The sequence below is a fragment of the Streptomyces sp. NBC_01471 genome (assembly GCF_041438865.1).
Taxonomy (GTDB): domain Bacteria; phylum Actinomycetota; class Actinomycetes; order Streptomycetales; family Streptomycetaceae; genus Streptomyces.
In genome coordinates this window covers 6,699,375-6,715,397 of sequence record NZ_CP109450.1, presented here as the reverse complement: position 1 = coordinate 6,715,397, position 16,023 = coordinate 6,699,375, and the positions used below count along the sequence as shown (strand labels likewise).

The following is a 16,023-nucleotide window of genomic DNA, read 5'->3' as shown; positions in this document are numbered from 1 at the left end:
TTTGCTGTGAACCATGGACTGGAGGGGTGTGCTCCGCTTACGTTCTAGACATGCCTGGACAGGTTCATAAGCATCACCGCATCTCACGCATCCTCGCCGAGGAGATCCGCGCCGGTGTGCACGCCGACGGCAGCAAGCTGCCCGGTGAGCACACTCTGCGGGAGCGCTTCGGAGTCAGCCGCACCACCGTGCGGCAGGCGCTCAACGAGCTGGGCGAGCAGGGTCTGATCGCCACCCACGCCGGAATCGGCTCGTTCGTCACCTTCGACGGGACACCGCTGGACAACCGGCTCGGCTGGACCCAGGCCCTCGCCGACCGGGGCACCGAGCTGACCACCGAGGTGCTCCGGTTCGAGACCGTCTCCGATCAGCCGCTCGCCGCCGCACTCGGTCTGGCGACGGCCGGGTTCATCGCGCTGGACCGGGTCAGGCGGCTGCCCGACGGGCACGGCATCTCGCTGGAGCGCAGCCGGGTGCCCGCCGTCGGCGCACTCGCCGGGCTGGCCGAGCGCGGGCTGGAGAACGGTTCGCTGCAGAAGGCGCTCGTCGCGGCGGGCCGGATCGCCGACTCCGCCGAGGCCCGGATCTCGGTCTCCCCCATCGACGAGGCCGAAGCCAACGCACTGCGCCGCTCTCCCGGTGAGGCGTTCCTCCACCAGTCCCAGGTGTTCCGGGCCGCCGACGGCTCCGTCGTGGAGCAGGTCACCAGCCTGCTCGACCCGTCCCGGTTCCAGCTGCACGTCCGCACCACCGGCCGAGGAGGCCACGCATGACCGACCCGCACCTGCTCGACCGCGCCCTCGGCGCCTTCTACGGCCTCGCGCTCGGGGACGCCCTGGGCATGCCCACCCAGGTGATGTCCCGCGAGGACGTCGTACGGGTCTACGGCAGCATCACCGGCTTCGAGCCCGCACAGCACGACAACCCGGTCAGCGCCGGGATGCCCGCGGGCTCGGTCACCGACGACACCGACCAGGCCGTCATCGTGGGCCGGCTGCTCGTGGAGGGCGCCGGGCACATCGACCCGCTCCGCTTCGCCGCCGAGCTGCTCGCCTGGGAGAAGGAGATGAAGGCCAGGGGCTCCTTCGATCTGCTCGGTCCCTCCACCAAGGCGGCGCTCGACGCCGTCGCGGGCGGCGCGGACATCAAGGAGGCGGGCAGGACCGGCACCACCAACGGCGCCGCCATGCGCGTCACCCCCGTCGGTATCGCCTGCGCGGTGGAGCCGCTGCCCCGGTTCCTCGACCGGGTCGTGGAGTCCTGCCAGGTCACGCATGACACGAACGTGGGGATCGCGGGAGCGGCGGCCGTCGCGGCAGCGGTGAGCACCGGAGTCGCGGGAGGTACGCTGGACGACGCCTTCGCGGCGGCGGTCACCGCGGCCCGTGCCGGGTCCGCACGCGGCAACTGGATCGCCGGGGCGGACATCTCCGCCCGGATCTCCTGGGCCCGTGAGCTGGTGCGCGGGCTGGACGAGGCCGAAGCCCTCGACCGTATCGTCGCGCTCATCGGCACCAGCGTGGCCAGCCAGGAGTCCGTCCCCGCGGCCTTCGCCGTCCTCGCGCTGACCGGTGGCGACCCCTGGCGCAGCACCCTGCTCGCCGCCAACCTCGGCGGTGACAGCGACACCATCGGGGCCATCGCGGGCGCCGTCGCAGGGTCCGTGAGCGGGCTGGCGGGGCTGCCCCCCGACGCCGTACGCACGCTCAGGGCCGTCAACGGCCTCGCGCTGGAACCACTGACCGAGCGGCTGCTCGCGCTCCGCTGAGCCCCGGGCTCCCCCGTTTCACTACGCAGCCATTCCCACAACGCACCGTGCAAGGAGGTTCCGTCATGGCCGCTTCAACGAAGAACGATCGCGTCGGCACCGTGGAGACCCGGGGAATCGAACCGGTCCCCGACAGTGAACGCCATGGCCATGCGAGCCAGATGTTCTGGACCTGGTTCGCCGCCAATATCTCGCTCCTCGGGCTGCCCCTCGGTGCGACGCTCGTCGCCTTCCGCGGCCTGAACATCTGGCAGGCGGCGCTGGTCGCCGTCGTGGGTGCGTTCGGCTCGTTCGCGCTGGTCGGCGCGTTGAGCATCGCGGGCCAGAAGGGCGGAGCCCCCGCGCTCACGCTGTCCAGGGCGGTCTTCGGGCAGCGCGGCAACGCGGGTCCGACCCTGATCACCTGGCTGAGCCGGGTGGGCTGGGAGACGATCACGACGACCACCGCCGCGTACGCCCTGCTGGCTCTGCTCGGGGTCGCCTTCGGAGTGCACAAGAACACCGTCCTCACCGTGGTCTGCCTCCTGGTCTTCATCGCCTGCACCCTGCTGATCAGCGGTCTCGGCCACGCCACCATCATGTGGATCAACAAGTGGGCCACGGTGCTCTTCGGCGTGCTGAACCTGGTCGTGATGGGGTTCCTGGTCGCGACCGTCGACTGGTCCAAGGTGCTGCACGCTCCGTCCGGACCCACCAGCGGTGTCATCGCGGGGATCGGGTTCATCGCCGCGGGCACCGGTATCGGCTGGGCCAACGCCGGCGCGGACTACGCCCGCTACCTCCCGCGCTCGGTGCGGGGCTCCCGGCTGATCACCGCCTCCGCCTTCGGCGCCGGTATCCCGCTGGTACTGCTGATCTCGCTCGGCTCGCTGCTCACCGCGGGCGACCCGACCCTCGCCACGGCCTCGGACCCGGTCGCCGCCATCAACGCGATGCTGCCGTCCTGGATGGCGATCCCGTATCTGATCGCGGCGTTCGGCGGACTCCTGATGTCCAACCACCTCTCCACCTACTCGGCCGGCCTCACCATGATCACGCTGGGGCTGAAGGTGCCGCGGGCGGCGGCGGTGCTCGTCGACGTCGTCCTGATGTTCCTCGGCGGCATCTACTTCATGCTGATCGCCGGTGACTTCTACGGGCCCTTCTCCACCTTCCTGACCCTCCTGGCCGTGCCGATCTCGGCGTGGATCGGGGTGATCGCCGTGGACACGCTGCGCGGCCGTACGTACGACGAAACGGCCCTGATGGACACCACCCGCACCAGCGCCTACTGGTACACCGGCGGCTTCCGGCTGCCCGCCGTGCTCGCCTGGGTCGCCGCGATCGTGGCCGGGCTCCTCTTCACCGAGGCGTCCACCGGCAAGAACGACGTCTGGTTCTCCGGCCCGCTGGCCGGGAGCTGGTTCGGCACCAACGGACTGGGCTGGGCCGTCTCCATGGCGGTCGGCGCCGCCGTCCACCTGCTGGCCGGCCGCCGCTCCCCGGTGTCCGCCGCCCCCGAGCCCGCCCTTGAGGAGGCCGTCCGATGAACCCCCGCCCGCCCAACCCCCGTCTGGTACTCGCCGGAAACGTCATCGTCGATCTGGTGATCGAGATCCCCGCACTGCCCGAGCGGGGCGGCGACGTCATCGGCTCGCACGCGTCCCGGACGGCGGGCGGCGGGTTCAACACCCTGGTCGCGGCCCGCAGGCTGGGCACCGACGCGGTGTACGCGGGGCTGCACGGCACGGGCCCGCACGGCGATCTCGTACGGGAGGCGCTGGCCTCGGAGAGCGTACGGACCGTGCTGCCGGTCCGCGAGGACGGCGACACCGGCTTCTGCGTCGCGCTGGTGGACGCCGGGGGCGAGCGGACGTTCGTGACCAGCTTCGGGGTCGACGCCCGGCTGACCGCGGCCGAACTGGCCGTCGTGACAGGGCGGCTCAGGGACGGGGACATGGTCCAGCTGTCCGGGTACGGCCTGGTGATGCCGGTGAACGGCCCGCTGCTCTCCCGCTTCACCGCCGGGCTGCCGGCCGGGGTCACGGTCTGCTTCGACCCGGGCCCCCTCGTCGCCGACATCCCCGGGGAGATCCTCGGCCCGGTCCTGGCGCGGGCCGACTGGCTCAGCTGCAACGCCCGCGAGGGGCGGCTGCTGACCGGTCACGAGGATCCGCGACGGTCCGCCGCCGCGCTGCGGGAGCGGCTCGCATCCGGCGCCGGGGTGCTGGTGCGGGCCGACAAGGACGGCTGCTGGCTGGCCGCGCCCGGCGCGGAGGCGGTCCATGTGCCCGGCTTCCCGGTCGAGGCGGTCGACAGCAACGGCGCGGGCGACGCCCACGTCGGGGCGTTCCTCGCGCTGCTCGGCCTGGGGCTCGACCCGCTGTCTGCGGCGCGCGGCGCCAACGCGTCGGCGGCCTGCGCGGTGACCCGGCGCGGTCCGGCGACCGCACCCGGTATCGCGGAGCTGGTGGAGTTCCTCGGTTCCGACCCGCTCGCGGAGCGGCTGGCCGCACTGCCCGCACGATCGATGTAAAGACCACATAACGAGACGGGATTGCGGCGGAGTGCGCGAGCAGCGTTGCATCACTCAGGTGCAGAACGAACAAGTGATCCAGGAATCCACCGGTCCCGCCGGTATGACCGACCCCGCAGGCGCCACCGACCGGGCGGCCCGCCGCGCGGTCACGGTCTTCCCCGTACTCGTCCTGGTGGCGGGGGCGACAGGTCTCGCCACCCCGGGCACCTTCGCGGGGTGGAGCGTCTCCGTCCCGTATCTGCTGGGCGTGGTCATGTTCTGCATGGGACTGACCATGACCAAGGTGGACTTCCAGGGGGTGGCGAAACGGCCGTGGGCCGTGGGGCTCGGACTGGTCGCGCACTATGTGATCATGCCGGGACTCGGCTGGCTGATCGCCCATGTCCTCGGTCTCTCACCCCAGTTGGCGGCGGGAGTCATCCTGGTGGGCTGCGCGCCGAGCGGTACGGCGTCCAATGTCGTCACCTATCTGGCACGCGGCGACGTGGCGCTCTCGGTGTCGGTGGCCACCGTGTCGACGGTGCTCGCCCCGCTGGTCACCCCGCCGCTGACGCTGCTGCTCGCGGGCGCCTATCTGCCGGTCGACGCGGGCTCGATGATGACCGACATCCTCAAGACGGTGCTGCTGCCGGTGCTGGCCGGTCTGACGGTGCGGTTCCTGGCGGGCCGTTACGTGGACCGGGTGCTGGGCGCGCTGCCCTGGCTCTCCGCCGTCACCGTCGCGGTCATCGTCGCGGTCGTGGTCGGCGGGAGCGCGGCGGCGATCAAGTCGGCGGCGGCGATGGTGCTGCTGGCCGTGGTCCTCCACAACGGCCTCGGGCTGCTGCTCGGTTACGGAGCGGGCAGGGCTGCCGGTCTCGGGAAACCGGGGAGCCGGGCAATGGCCTTCGAGGTGGGCATGCAGAACTCGGGCCTGGCAGCTTCGCTGGCCACCGCCCACTTCAGCCCGCTGGCAGCGCTGCCCGCGGCGATCTTCTCGGTCTGGCACAACGTGTCCGGGGCCCTGGTCGCGGCCTGGATGTCGTACCGGTCCCGGAAGGCGGAGGCGGCCCCGGAGGCGGTTTAGTACCGCCCGGACGGAGCAGCACCGCGGGCGGTGCGCCCGGCCGCCGCGTACGGTCCGGAACATGCGCAGATTCCTGGTGGCAGGTTCGGTTCTGCTGGCCGTCGCGGGTTCCCTCGCGGCCCGGCCCGCCGGTGACCGTCCCCTGCCGGAACGGCTCGCCGACACCGGCGGCGGCTCCCAGCTGATCACCGCGGAGGCCCCGTCGCTGCACTCCACCACCGGCACGCTGAGCTGGTGGGACCTGCGCGGCGGACGGTGGCACAGGACCGGCACGGCCGCGGCCCGCTTCGGCGAGAAGGGGCTGGCCGACGGCGCGACGCGCCGACAGGGCACGGACACCACCCCCACCGGCATCTACGACCTGCCGTACGCCTTCGGGATCAAGGCGGCGCCCGCCGGGACCCGTTACCCCTACCGGGCGGTCAGGGGGAGTTCGTGGTGGTGCGAGGACAACGCGTCCCGTGCGTACAACCGCTGGGTGGACCCGCGTCCCGGGGACTGCCGGGCCAGTGACGCGGAGCGGCTGAGCGGCTATCCGACGCAGTACGCCCGGGCGCTGGTCGTCGGGTTCAACTACGCGCGTCCGGTGCGCGGGCGGGGCGCCGGGATCTTCCTGCACGTCAACGGCAGTGGCGCGACGGCCGGTTGTGTGTCCGTACCGGCGGCCGCGGTCGACCGCCTCCTCACCTGGGCCGAACCGGGGCGCCGTCCGCACATCGCGATCGGCACCCGGTCCGGGCCGACCGCCCTGACCCGTTACTGACGGAACGGGAGGAACCGACGGGACGGACGGCCGGGACCGGCACGCGGTCAGCGTGGGTTCTGCGCCAGTCGCAGCAGATGGTCGGCGAGCGCCTGCCCGCCCGCAGGGTCCCGGCTGATCAGCATCAGCGTGTCGTCCCCGGCGATCGTGCCGAGGATGTCGTGCAGTTCGGCCTGGTCGATGGCCGAGGCGAGGAACTGGGCGGCGCCCGGCGGCGTACGCAGCACCACCAGGTTGGCCGAGGCCTCCGCCGAGATCAGCAGCTCGGACGAGAGCCTGCGCATCCGCTCCTCCTTGGCGGACTCGCCGAGCGGGGCGTGCGGCGTGCGGTAGCCGCCCTCGCTGGGCACCGCGTAGATCAGCTCACCACCGGTGTTGCGGATCTTCACGGCGCCCAGCTCGTCGAGATCGCGGGAGAGCGTCGCCTGGGTGACGCTCAGCCCGTCGTCCGCGAGCAGCCTGGCGAGCTGGCTCTGCGAGCGCACCGGCTGCCGGTTGAGGATGTCCACGATCCGGCGGTGGCGGGCCGTCCGGGTCTGCGGGACGGACGGCCCGCCGTGCTCGGCGTCCTGCGTCTCGTGCTCGGTCTGCTGCGCCTCGGTCATCGTCGCCTCACTCTGCGGATCACTCTTCCCCGTTGGCCTGGTCGAGAACGCCGGGCAGCGCCCGGAGGAACGCGTCCACGTCGTCGTCACCGATGATCAGCGGCGGCATCAGCCGTACGACATCGGGGCCGGTCACGTTCACCAGGAAGCCTGCCTCCTGAGCCGCCTGCTGCACCTGGGGCGCGCGGGACTCGGTGAGCACGATACCCAGCAGCAGTCCGGCGCCGCGGACGTGGCCGACCAGGGGGTGTCCCAGCGCCTCGATCCCGGTGCGCAGCTTCTCGCCCGTGCCCTTCACCCGGTCGAGGATTCCGTCCGTGTGGATCGTGTCCAGCACGGCGAGCCCGGCGGCGCACGCCACCGGGTTGCCGCCGAAGGTGGAGCCGTGCTGACCGGGGTGCAGCAGCTCGGCGGCCGCCCCGAAGGCCACGGCCGCGCCCAGCGGGAGACCGCCGCCGAGACCCTTGGCGAGCGTGACGACATCGGGGTCGACCCCGTCGTGCGCCTGGTGCTCGAACCAGTGGCCGGTGCGCCCGATGCCCGTCTGCACCTCGTCGAGCACCAGCAGCGTGCCGGTGGCGCGGGTGATCTCCCGGGCGGCCCGGAGGTAGTCGGCGGGCGGGACGACGACGCCGTTCTCGCCCTGGATCGGTTCGATGATCACGAAGGCGGTGTTCTCCGTGACGACCGCGCGCAGCGCTTCCGCGTCGCCGTACGGGACGTGGGTGACCACACCGGGCAGCGGCTCGAAGCCGTTCTGCTTGCCGGGCTGCCCGGTGAGCGAGAGCGCGCCCATGGTCCGGCCGTGGAACGCGCCCTGGGTGGCGACCATGTGCGTACGCCCGGTGAGCCGGCCGATCTTGAAGACGGCCTCGTTGGCCTCGGCCCCGGAGTTGGCGAAGTACACCCGGCCGGGGCGGCCGAAGGCCTGGAGCAGCCGTTCGGCGAGCGCGACGGGCGGTTCGGCGATGAAGAGGTTGGAGACATGGCCGAGCGAGGCGATCTGCCGGGAGACGGCCTCGACGACCGCGGGGTGGGCGTGGCCGAGCGCGTTGACGGCGATGCCGCCGACGAAGTCGGTGTACGCGGTGCCTTCGGCGTCCCACACGGTGGCGCCCTCGCCGCGCACCAGGGAGAGCTTCGGCGTGCCGTAGTTGTCCATCAGAGCGCCCTGCCAGCGCTGTGCGAGTTCCTGGTTGCTCATGACTCCCCCTCAGTGGCGCCAGTGGTTTCTGTCCCGGTGTCCGGCACGACCATCGTGCCGATTCCCTCGTCGGTGAAGATCTCCAGCAGAATCGAGTGCTGGACCCGCCCGTCGATGACGCGGGCGGTGGTGACGCCGTTGCGTACGGCGAAGAGGCAGCCCTGCATCTTGGGCACCATGCCGCTGGCCAGCTCCGGGAGGAGCTTCTCCAGCTGCTTCGCGGTGAGCCTGCTGATGACGTCGTCGCTGTTCGGCCAGTCCTCGTAGAGGCCCTCCACGTCGGTGAGGACCATCAGTGTCTCGGCGTTCAGTGCGGCGGCCAGCGCGGCGGCCGCGGTGTCGGCGTTGACGTTGAAGACGTGGTTGTCCTCGGCGCTGCGGGCGATGGAGGAGACGACGGGAATGCGGCCGTCCTCCAGCAGCGCCTCGATCGCGCCGATGTCGATCCCGGTGATCTCGCCGACCCGGCCGATGTCGACCGCCTCGCCGTCGATCTGCGGGAAGTGCTGGACGGCGGTGATCGTGTTCGCGTCCTCGCCGGTCATACCGACCGCGAACGGGCCGTGCTGGTTGAGCAGCCCGACGAGTTCGCGCTGCACCTGGCCCGCGAGCACCATCCGTACGACGTCCATCGCCTCGGGCGTCGTCACCCGCAGCCCGGCCTTGAACTCACTGACCAGGCCGTGCCGGTCGAGCTGTGCGCTGATCTGCGGGCCGCCGCCGTGCACGACGACGGGCCTGAGACCGGCGTGCCGCAGGAAGACGACGTCCTGGGCGAAGGCGGCCTTGAGCTCCTCGTCGACCATGGCGTTGCCGCCGAACTTGATGACGACGGTCTTGCCGTGGTGGCGCGTCAGCCAGGGCAGCGCCTCGATGAGGGTCTGCGCCTTGGGGAGCGCGGTGTGCTTGCGGGCGCTCATGAGCTGTACGCGCTGTTCTCGTGGACGTAGTCGGCGGTCAGGTCGTTGGCCCAGATCACGGCCGACTCGCTGCCCGCCGCCAGGTCGGCGGTGATCTTCACCTCGCGGTACCTCATGTCGACGAGTTCGCGGTCCTCGCCGACGGAGCCCTTCTTGCAGACCCAGACACCGTTGATGGCGACGTTGAGCTCGTCGGGCTCGAAGGCGGCGGATGTGGTGCCGATCGCGGAGAGCACCCGGCCCCAGTTGGGGTCCTCGCCGTGGATGGCGCACTTCAGGAGGTTGTTACGGGCGATGGAGCGGCCCACCTCGACGGCGTCGTCCTCGGTCGCGGCGTTGACGACCTCGATGCGGATGTCCTTGCTGGCGCCCTCGGCGTCGCCGATCAGCTGGCGGGCCAGGTCGGCGCAGACCGTACGGACGGCCTCGGCGAACTCCTCGTCGCCGGGCACCGCTGCGGAGGCACCGGAGGCGAGCAGCAGCACGGTGTCGTTGGTGGACATGCAGCCGTCGGAGTCGACCCGGTCGAAGGTCGTACGGGTGGCGGCCCGGAGCGCCCGGTCCAGGACCGGGCTGTCCAGGTCGGCGTCGGTGGTGAGCACGACGAGCATGGTGGCGAGACCCGGGGCGAGCATGCCCGCGCCCTTGGCCATCCCGCCGACGCTCCAGCCGTCCCCGCCGGCGACGGCGGTCTTGTGGACGGTGTCGGTGGTCTTGATGGCGATGGCGGCCTTCTCGCCGCCGTGCGGGGAGAGTTCGGCGGCGGCCCGCTCGATGCCGGGCAGCAGCTTGTCCATGGGCAGCGGCAGACCGATGAGCCCGGTCGACGCGACCGCGACCTCACCCGCGTTGCCGCCGAGGACCTCGGCGGCCTTCTCGGCGGTGGCGTGGGTGTCCTGGAAGCCCCTGGGTCCGGTGCAGGCGTTGGCGCCACCGGAGTTGAGGACCACGGCTCCGACGGTGCCGCCCTTGAGTACCTGCTCGGACCAGAGGACCGGCGCGGCCTTGACGCGGTTGGAGGTGAAGACGCCCGCGGCGGCCAGCCGGGGCCCGGCGTTGACCACGAGGGCCAGGTCGGGTCCGCCGCTCTCCTTGATTCCGGCGGCGATGCCCGCTGCCGTGAATCCCTTCGCTGCCGTGACGCTCACTGCATCTCCTCGTTCGCCCCGCCGCTGTGGCGGCTCGTGTCACTGCCGGCCGCGCGGCGCGTCGGCGCGGCCCCGGTCTGCTGGCGCCGTCCGGCGGTTGCCCGCCCGACGGCCGTGCGTGCGCCGCTCACGGCGCCACCCCGATGGTGGAAAGCCCTCGGTCCTCGGGGAGTCCGAGCGCGATGTTCATGCTCTGCAGGGCGCCGCCCGCGGTGCCCTTGGTGAGGTTGTCGATGGCGCTGATGGCGACGATCCGGCCGGCGGCGGCGTCGTACGCGACCTGGATCTGCACCGCGTTGGAGCCGTACACGGAACCGGTCGACGGCCACAGCCCCTCCGGCAGCAGCTCCGTGAACGGCTCGTCCGCGAGGGCCTTCTCGTACGCCGCACGGACCGTCCCGGCGCTCACACCGGGCTTCGCCTTCGCGGTGCAGGTGGCCAGGATCCCGCGGGGCATGGGAGCGAGGGTCGGCGTGAAGGAGACCGTGACCGGCTCGCCGGCCGCCGCGCTCAGGTTCTGGATCATCTCGGGCGTGTGCCGGTGTCCCCCGCCGACGCCGTACGGCGACATCGAGCCCATCACCTCGGAGCCGAGCAGGTGCGGCTTGGCCGCCTTGCCGGCGCCGGACGTACCGGAGGCGGCGACGACCACCGCTTCGGGCTCGGCGAGACCGGCCGCGTACGCCGGGAAGAGCGCGAGGGACACCGCTGTCGGGTAGCAGCCCGGTACGGCGATCCGCTTCGCCCCGGAGAGGGCGCTGCGCCCGCGGGGCAGCTCGGGCAGCCCGTACGGCCAGGTCCCCGCGTGCGGGGAGCCGTAGAACCGTTCCCAGTCCCCGGCGTCTTTCAGCCGGAAGTCGGCGCCCATGTCGACGACGAGGACGTCGTCACCGAGCTGCTCGGCGACGGCGGCGGACTGCCCGTGCGGCAGCGCGAGAAAGACGACGTCGTGACCGGCGAGGACGTCCGCGGTGGTCGGCTGGAGCACACGCCCGGCCAGCGGCCGCAGATGCGGCTGCAGGGCGCCGAGCGCCTGGCCCGCGTTGGAGTTGCCGGTGAGCGCACCGATCTCGACATCCGGGTGGCCGAGCAGCAGACGGAGGAGTTCCCCGCCGGCGTATCCGCTTGCTCCTGCCACCGCTGCACGTACCGCCATCGAAATCCTCCTCGTCGAAGGCATGACTATACGCAAGGCTGCACTTTTATGCAAAGGGGGGCTTTTGGCGAAGGGGACACGGCTCTGCTTGACCTTGACACGGTGACAGGGCCTTCACTGCTCACCAAGGAGGTGGTCCAGATGGCGATCACAACACAGGACACCGATGCGGTACGAGCGCTCCGGGGACTGGAGGACGACCGTCCGTCCGTGCGGCTGCGGGCCGCTCTGGCAGCCGGCACGACGCCGGACCCGCGCTTCGTCGACAAGCTCGTCGAACGATGCGCGATCGAGCCCGAGTTCCTCGTCCGCGACATGCTGACCTGGGCGCTCACCCGCCACCCGGTGTTCATGACGCTTCCCGGGCTGCTCCGCGAAGTCCGCTCGGAGCGTGCGCAGGCGCGGAGCCAGGCGCTGCATACGCTGTCCAAGATCGGGGACCGGCAGGCGTGGCCGGCCATCACACGGACGCTCCTCTCGGACGCCGACGACGAGGTGGCGCGGAGCGCCTGGCGGGCCGCGGTCGTGCTCGTACCGGAAGGGGAGGAGTCCGCGCTTGCCACGGTGCTGGCGACGCAGCTCGGGCGCGGCGGGCGGGAGACGCGGCGCAGTCTCAGCCGGGCGCTGGTCGCGCTGGGTGAAGTGGTGCTGCCGGCTCTGCGTGCCGCGACGACGGCCCCCGGCCCGGATGTACGTGCGCACGCGCTCGCCACAGAACGGCTGCTGCGTGACCCGGACGCCGGTTTCGAGTGCGCGGTCGAGGAGGCGAAGCGCGTCGTGGCCCTGGGCGGGTCCGGCCGGGAGGGACGGTAGGACGTGTTGATCGGTGAGGTGGCCCGGCGGTCCGGGGTCAGCGCCCGGATGCTCCGGCATTACGAGTCGCTCGGTCTGGTGCGTCCATCGGGCCGTACCGGCTCCGGCTATCGCGAGTACTCCGGGCAGGACATCCGGCGGATCTTCCACATCGAGAGCCTGCGGTCGCTGGGTCTGTCGCTCCGTGAGATCGGGCGCGCGCTCGACGAGCCCGGCTTCACGCCCTCGGCGCTCGTCGGCGACCTCGTCCGTCAGGCCCGCGAACGCATCGCGGCCGAGACCGAGTTGCTCACGCGGCTGCGCCGGATCGACGCCGCGGAACCCACCGGCTGGGAGGACGTCCTCCAGGTCGTCGCGCTCCTCAAGGCGCTGGGGTCGAAGAGCGCCGACACGCGCCAGCGCGCGGCCCTCTCCTCGGCCGACGAGGTTCCGGTGCCGGTCGAGGCACTGGTCGAGGCGGCCCTGAGCGAGACGGAGCCGAACGTCGCCGGGGCCCTTCGATGGGCGCTGGCCCGATCGGGCGACGGCGGCCCCGCACTCCTGGCGGAGGGTCTCGGCTCACCGGTGGCCGCCGTGCGGGAACGTGCCGTACAGGCCCTCGCCGAGCTGCCCGCCGGTGAGGCCACCGCACACCTGCGGGATGCTCTGGCGAGCCCCGACGCCGTGGTCCGCGGGTACGCCGCTCTGGCGCTCGGGACACGGGGGATGGCCGACGCGGTCCCGACGCTCATGGGCATGATCGTGGAGGGAAGGAACGACACCGATGCGGCCGATGCGCTGAGCGTGCTGGCGAGCGACCCGGCGACGGCGGATCAGATCGCGACCGGGCTCGTCGACCGCCTCGCCCACGGCACTGCCGAAGCATCTGCACGCGGGCGGCTGACCCAGGCGCTGGCGGGCATCCCGGGCACGAGGGCGTCAGGCGCCCTGGTGGAGCTGTCGCACGACGCTGACCGCGCCGTCGCGCTGACCGCGGCGTACCTTCTTCACCTGCGCGACGCACGGTGACGGATCCCTCCCGGTGCGCCGGCTCCGTACGCAGCCCTTACTGAAGAGGCCCTGCTGAGGGCGGAACGGACAGGGATTCAGGCCGCCGGCCCGTGCACGGGTGAGGACGACGGCGCGCCGGTCCATCGGTGCAGGGCGGCTTCGAGGCCGGTGACGGCGGCGGTGTCGGGGGTGTCGGTGGCCCAGACGACCACCCCGTCCGGCCGTACCAGCACCCCGGCCGGCGCCGCGTGGTCGTCGGTCACACTGCGCACTCGCCCGGCCCGGCCCGCGGCGAGGCGGGCGAACGTCCCGTCGGGAGTGCGGTCGAGCAGCAGGAACCCGCCGCCGTGACCGTGGTCGACCAGACGGGAGCCGTCCCTCAGCCAGAGGTCGGGGACGAACCGTCCGATGAGCGGATGGTCTCCGGGCAGGTCGATGTGCTGCGTGACACCGGAGATCTTCTTGACCGCGTAGGTCGTGCCCGCCCGGGTGCTCAGCAGATCGGCGACGACCTCCCGGAGCGCGGCCGACTTGGCGTCCCCGCGCATCACCCCGACCTGGGCCCGCGTCCAGTCCAGCACCCAGGCGCCCAGGGGACGGCGCTCGGCGTCGTAGGTGTCGAGCAGCCCTTCGGGTGCCCACCCGGTGACCACGGCACCGAGCTTCCAGCCGAGGTTCATCGCGTCGCCGACCCCGAGGTTGAGCCCCTGACCGCCGAACGGCGGGTGCACATGCGCGGCGTCGCCTGCCAGCAGCACCCGGCCCGAGCAATAGGCCGCGGCCTGGCGGGCGTTGTCGGTCCAGCAGGTCGCGGCCCCGCGCAGCCCGGTCAGCGTGACGCCGGTGCCCGAGACCCGGCGCAGACTGGTCTGCAGCTCCTCAAGGGTGACCGGCGCCATGGGTGTCCCCCCGCGCGGGCGACGCCGGGCGTGGGGGAGGCCGTCGGGCGGGCCGTCGAACTCCAGGGTGACCACCCGCCCGGGCTGTGGCCCGTAGCGGTACACGCCCTCGGGTGACCACGCCCATCCGTTCACGAGCATCGAGGGGTCGGCGATGTCGGCGACGGCCAGGTATCCGGTGAATTCGGGGTCGGTGCCGGGGAAGCCGATGCCCGCGAGGCGGCGCACGGTGCTGTGCCCGCCGTCGCACCCGACCAGCCACCCGGTCCGCAACGGGCCGGCCGTGGTACCGACGAGCACACCGTCGCCGGTGTCCTCCAGCGCGGTGACCTCCACCCCGCGACGCACCCGTACACCGAGTCGCGCGACGTGCTCGGCGAGCAGGGCCTCCAGCTCACGCTGCGGCACCATCTGCGCTCCGGCGACCGCGGTGTGCGCGGCGAGGTCGGGATCGGACTCGTCCACGAGGTCGGCTGCGAGGACCATTCCGGCGAAATGCCCGGTGAACCGCGCGGTGCGCGGTCGTCCGCCGCCACCGGACGGTTGCTCGTCGGCAACGCGAGCGAACGACCCCACTCGCTCAAGCACCTCTCGCTGCACCTGTTCGGCGGCCGGCAGCAGGCCGCGGCGGTCGAGCGCCTCGGCCGTCGGCACGTTGATCGCCATGGCCTTCGTCGCCTCGTCCGGCTCGGCCCGTCGCTCGAGTACCTGCACCGTCGCCCCGGAGAGCGCCAGCTCGGCGGCGAGCACGAGGCCCACCGGCCCGGCCCCGACCACGGTCACATCCACGTTCGTGCCCACATTCATGTCCACGTTCACGTTCTGGTTCGCATTCATTGTCACGAACACTGTTCTACATACGAACACTGTTCGCGTCAAGCTATGATGACCGGGTGAACCCGAGAGAGCGACGCGCGGCGCGTCACCAGCCGCCGAACCCCGAGGCGCGGACCGGCCCGAGGCCACGGCGCCGCAAGGCCCCGATCACCGTGGAGCAGGTCATCGACACCGCGCTGCACGTCATCGCCACCGAGGGCTACGAGGCACTGACCATGCGCCGGCTGGCCGGCGCGCTCGACACCGGACCTGCCTCGCTCTACGCCCACGTGGTCAACAAGGCCGACCTCGACGAACTGCTCATCGCGCGGCTGTGCGCCGGTCTCCTGCTGCCCGAGCCCGAGCCCGCGGCCTGGCGGGAGCAGATCAGCGGTGTCTGCACCCAGGTGCGCGACCAGTACCTGAAATACCCCGGTATCTCACGTGCCGCGCTGGCGATGGCCCCCACAGACCTGGAGACCGTGCGCGTCAGCGAAGGAATGCTCGCCATCCTGATCGCCGGCGGCGTCGCCCCGCAGGCCGCCGTCTGGGCCGTCGACGCTCTCCTGCTGTACGTGGCCGGCTACTGCCTGGAGATCTCGATCCTGAAGCAGCGCAAGGTCCACGACGAGGGGGACTGGGTCGTCGACACCGGCGAGCTCCGGGACCGACTGGCCGCGCTGCCTGCCGAGACCTTCCCTCACACCACCCGCTACGCGGCGGAGCTCACCGCCGGCGAGGGCCACGACCGGTTCGACTTCACCGTCGCCCTGATGATCGACGGCCTCGCCCACCGCTAGGAGCGTTACCCCACAGGGGGCGGCTCCTTCGAGGTGCCCCCTGCGGCGCGCGGACGGCTGAGTGGTTGCGGGACGAAGGTTGAGTACGAGTACTCATGATCGGGCCGGCCCGCTCGGCACAGGATTGCTTCGAGCCGATCCGATCCACGAGGAGTGCACCATGCGCGAGCCCATTCGTCCCCGTACGGCCTCGGCCGGCAACCGCTACGGCCGCTCCGTGTCGGTTCTTGTGCTGACCGCAGCGTCGATGGCCTTCGCCCTCACGGGCTGCTCACAGGAGGACGCGATCTGCGGCGGCGGTGAGTATCCGGTGCTGAACGTGGGATCCACCGGCAGTGCCTGCGCCTCCAAGGGCCACGAACCGCCGAAGGGCTACACCCGCTACCCGAAGGGCAAGGTGCCCGAACACGTCGGCGACACGTGGGACACCTACTGGCAGAGCCACACCGTCGACAGGAGCGGAAAGATCATCAAGGCGCCGAAGGGCTGAGCCAGGAGCACGGGATCGCCACCTCCGCCCAGCCCCCGCCTCCCGGCCGCAGCCCTCCGCAGGCCGG

At 72.0% G+C, this 16,023-nt stretch carries 17 protein-coding genes; 10 read left to right on the top strand and 7 right to left on the bottom strand.

The genetic code is table 11. The features are described 5' to 3' along the window. Nucleotides 1-50 precede the first annotated feature (50 nt). The 6 genes from OG285_RS30105 to OG285_RS30080 all read left to right on the top strand — a co-directional run bounded on the left by OG285_RS30105 (nucleotide 51) and on the right by OG285_RS30080 (nucleotide 6,115). Nucleotides 51-773, top strand: a complete 723-nt coding sequence (locus OG285_RS30105; protein WP_356829454.1) for a GntR family transcriptional regulator — start codon at nucleotides 51-53, stop codon at nucleotides 771-773. After that, nucleotides 770-1,768 carry an ADP-ribosylglycohydrolase family protein gene (locus tag OG285_RS30100; RefSeq protein ID WP_371792741.1) on the top strand — a complete coding sequence of 333 codons (999 nt, stop codon included), beginning with the start codon at nucleotides 770-772 and terminating at the stop codon, nucleotides 1,766-1,768. Before OG285_RS30105 ends, OG285_RS30100 begins: the two co-directional genes overlap by 4 nt. 65 nt (nucleotides 1,769-1,833) lie before the next feature. Further along, a complete protein-coding gene (locus tag OG285_RS30095; protein WP_356829458.1) occupies nucleotides 1,834-3,297 on the top strand; it encodes a cytosine permease in 1,464 nt (487 codons plus the stop codon). After that, the gene (locus OG285_RS30090) at nucleotides 3,294-4,283 is read left to right on the top strand and encodes a PfkB family carbohydrate kinase (RefSeq protein ID WP_371792740.1); all 990 of its coding nucleotides are present in this window, start codon (nucleotides 3,294-3,296) and stop codon (nucleotides 4,281-4,283) included. Before OG285_RS30095 ends, OG285_RS30090 begins: the two co-directional genes overlap by 4 nt. Before the next feature lie 103 nt (nucleotides 4,284-4,386). After that, entirely contained in the window at nucleotides 4,387-5,352 is a 966-nt protein-coding gene (locus OG285_RS30085) for a bile acid:sodium symporter family protein (protein ID WP_356829844.1), read from the top strand. A 61-nt stretch (nucleotides 5,353-5,413) separates the two neighbouring features. Continuing rightward, nucleotides 5,414-6,115 carry a L,D-transpeptidase family protein gene (locus OG285_RS30080; RefSeq protein WP_356829462.1) on the top strand — a complete coding sequence of 234 codons (702 nt, stop codon included), beginning with the start codon at nucleotides 5,414-5,416 and terminating at the stop codon, nucleotides 6,113-6,115. 47 nt (nucleotides 6,116-6,162) lie between these two features. Here OG285_RS30080 and OG285_RS30075 read toward each other — a convergent pair whose 3' ends face one another. Genes OG285_RS30075 through argC form a run of 6 tightly spaced genes read right to left on the bottom strand, consistent with a single transcriptional unit; the run spans nucleotide 6,163 to nucleotide 11,148 of the window. Further along, on the bottom strand, nucleotides 6,163-6,720 hold the full coding sequence (locus OG285_RS30075) for an arginine repressor (protein ID WP_356829464.1): 558 nt from the start codon (nucleotides 6,718-6,720) through the stop codon (nucleotides 6,163-6,165). A gap of 19 nt (nucleotides 6,721-6,739) precedes the next feature. Then, nucleotides 6,740-7,924 (bottom strand): acetylornithine transaminase, encoded by a 1,185-nt coding sequence (locus OG285_RS30070; RefSeq protein WP_356829466.1) that lies wholly within the window; start codon nucleotides 7,922-7,924, stop codon nucleotides 6,740-6,742. Next, on the bottom strand, nucleotides 7,921-8,844 hold the full coding sequence (argB, locus tag OG285_RS30065; RefSeq protein ID WP_356829468.1) for an acetylglutamate kinase: 924 nt from the start codon (nucleotides 8,842-8,844) through the stop codon (nucleotides 7,921-7,923). Before argB ends, OG285_RS30070 begins: the two co-directional genes overlap by 4 nt. Further along, nucleotides 8,841-9,992 carry a bifunctional glutamate N-acetyltransferase/amino-acid acetyltransferase ArgJ gene (argJ, locus tag OG285_RS30060; protein WP_371792739.1) on the bottom strand — a complete coding sequence of 384 codons (1,152 nt, stop codon included), beginning with the start codon at nucleotides 9,990-9,992 and terminating at the stop codon, nucleotides 8,841-8,843. The genes argB and argJ overlap by 4 nt, the downstream gene beginning before the upstream one ends. After that, a complete protein-coding gene (locus OG285_RS30055) occupies nucleotides 9,989-10,123 on the bottom strand; it encodes a hypothetical protein (RefSeq protein ID WP_356829472.1) in 135 nt (44 codons plus the stop codon). Before OG285_RS30055 ends, argJ begins: the two co-directional genes overlap by 4 nt. Further along, entirely contained in the window at nucleotides 10,120-11,148 is a 1,029-nt protein-coding gene (gene argC / locus OG285_RS30050; protein WP_371792738.1) for an N-acetyl-gamma-glutamyl-phosphate reductase, read from the bottom strand. The genes OG285_RS30055 and argC overlap by 4 nt, the downstream gene beginning before the upstream one ends. Before the next feature lie 141 nt (nucleotides 11,149-11,289). Here argC and OG285_RS30045 point away from each other — a divergent pair, with 141 nt between their 5' ends. Together OG285_RS30045 and OG285_RS30040 are read left to right on the top strand one after the other, a co-directional pair. Then, complete coding sequence (locus OG285_RS30045) at nucleotides 11,290-11,961, top strand: HEAT repeat domain-containing protein (RefSeq protein ID WP_371792737.1); 672 nt, start codon at nucleotides 11,290-11,292, stop codon at nucleotides 11,959-11,961. A gap of 3 nt (nucleotides 11,962-11,964) precedes the next feature. After that, a complete protein-coding gene (locus OG285_RS30040) occupies nucleotides 11,965-12,969 on the top strand; it encodes a MerR family transcriptional regulator (RefSeq protein ID WP_371792736.1) in 1,005 nt (334 codons plus the stop codon). Between the two features lie 77 nt (nucleotides 12,970-13,046). On the opposite strand, the gene OG285_RS30035 is transcribed toward OG285_RS30040, so the two are convergent. Beyond that, on the bottom strand, nucleotides 13,047-14,687 hold the full coding sequence (locus OG285_RS30035) for an FAD-dependent oxidoreductase (RefSeq protein ID WP_371793651.1): 1,641 nt from the start codon (nucleotides 14,685-14,687) through the stop codon (nucleotides 13,047-13,049). 56 nt (nucleotides 14,688-14,743) lie between these two features. Between OG285_RS30035 and OG285_RS30030 the strand changes: the two genes are divergently transcribed. After that, nucleotides 14,744-15,466, top strand: coding sequence for a TetR/AcrR family transcriptional regulator (locus OG285_RS30030; RefSeq protein ID WP_356829480.1), 723 nt, complete (start codon nucleotides 14,744-14,746; stop codon nucleotides 15,464-15,466). 160 nt (nucleotides 15,467-15,626) lie between these two features. Beyond that, entirely contained in the window at nucleotides 15,627-15,956 is a 330-nt protein-coding gene (locus tag OG285_RS30025; RefSeq protein WP_356829482.1) for an SCO0607 family lipoprotein, read from the top strand. Nucleotides 15,957-16,023 lie beyond the last annotated feature (67 nt).

Bases quoted from the DNA above. Each gene is read 5' to 3' on its own strand.
- OG285_RS30105 (WP_356829454.1), top strand. From the start codon at position 51: ATGCCTGGACAGGTTCATAAGCATCACCGCATCTCACGCATCCTCGCC.
- OG285_RS30100 (WP_371792741.1), top strand. From the start codon at position 770: ATGACCGACCCGCACCTGCTCGACCGCGCCCTCGGCGCCTTCTACGGC.
- OG285_RS30095 (WP_356829458.1), top strand. From the start codon at position 1,834: ATGGCCGCTTCAACGAAGAACGATCGCGTCGGCACCGTGGAGACCCGG.
- OG285_RS30090 (WP_371792740.1), top strand. From the start codon at position 3,294: ATGAACCCCCGCCCGCCCAACCCCCGTCTGGTACTCGCCGGAAACGTC.
- OG285_RS30085 (WP_356829844.1), top strand. From the start codon at position 4,387: ATGACCGACCCCGCAGGCGCCACCGACCGGGCGGCCCGCCGCGCGGTC.
- OG285_RS30080 (WP_356829462.1), top strand. From the start codon at position 5,414: ATGCGCAGATTCCTGGTGGCAGGTTCGGTTCTGCTGGCCGTCGCGGGT.
- OG285_RS30075 (WP_356829464.1), bottom strand. From the start codon at position 6,720: ATGACCGAGGCGCAGCAGACCGAGCACGAGACGCAGGACGCCGAGCAC.
- OG285_RS30070 (WP_356829466.1), bottom strand. From the start codon at position 7,924: ATGAGCAACCAGGAACTCGCACAGCGCTGGCAGGGCGCTCTGATGGAC.
- argB (WP_356829468.1), bottom strand. From the start codon at position 8,844: ATGAGCGCCCGCAAGCACACCGCGCTCCCCAAGGCGCAGACCCTCATC.
- argC (WP_371792738.1), bottom strand. From the start codon at position 11,148: ATGGCGGTACGTGCAGCGGTGGCAGGAGCAAGCGGATACGCCGGCGGG.
- OG285_RS30045 (WP_371792737.1), top strand. From the start codon at position 11,290: ATGGCGATCACAACACAGGACACCGATGCGGTACGAGCGCTCCGGGGA.
- OG285_RS30035 (WP_371793651.1), bottom strand. From the start codon at position 14,687: ATGAATGCGAACCAGAACGTGAACGTGGACATGAATGTGGGCACGAAC.
- OG285_RS30025 (WP_356829482.1), top strand. From the start codon at position 15,627: ATGCGCGAGCCCATTCGTCCCCGTACGGCCTCGGCCGGCAACCGCTAC.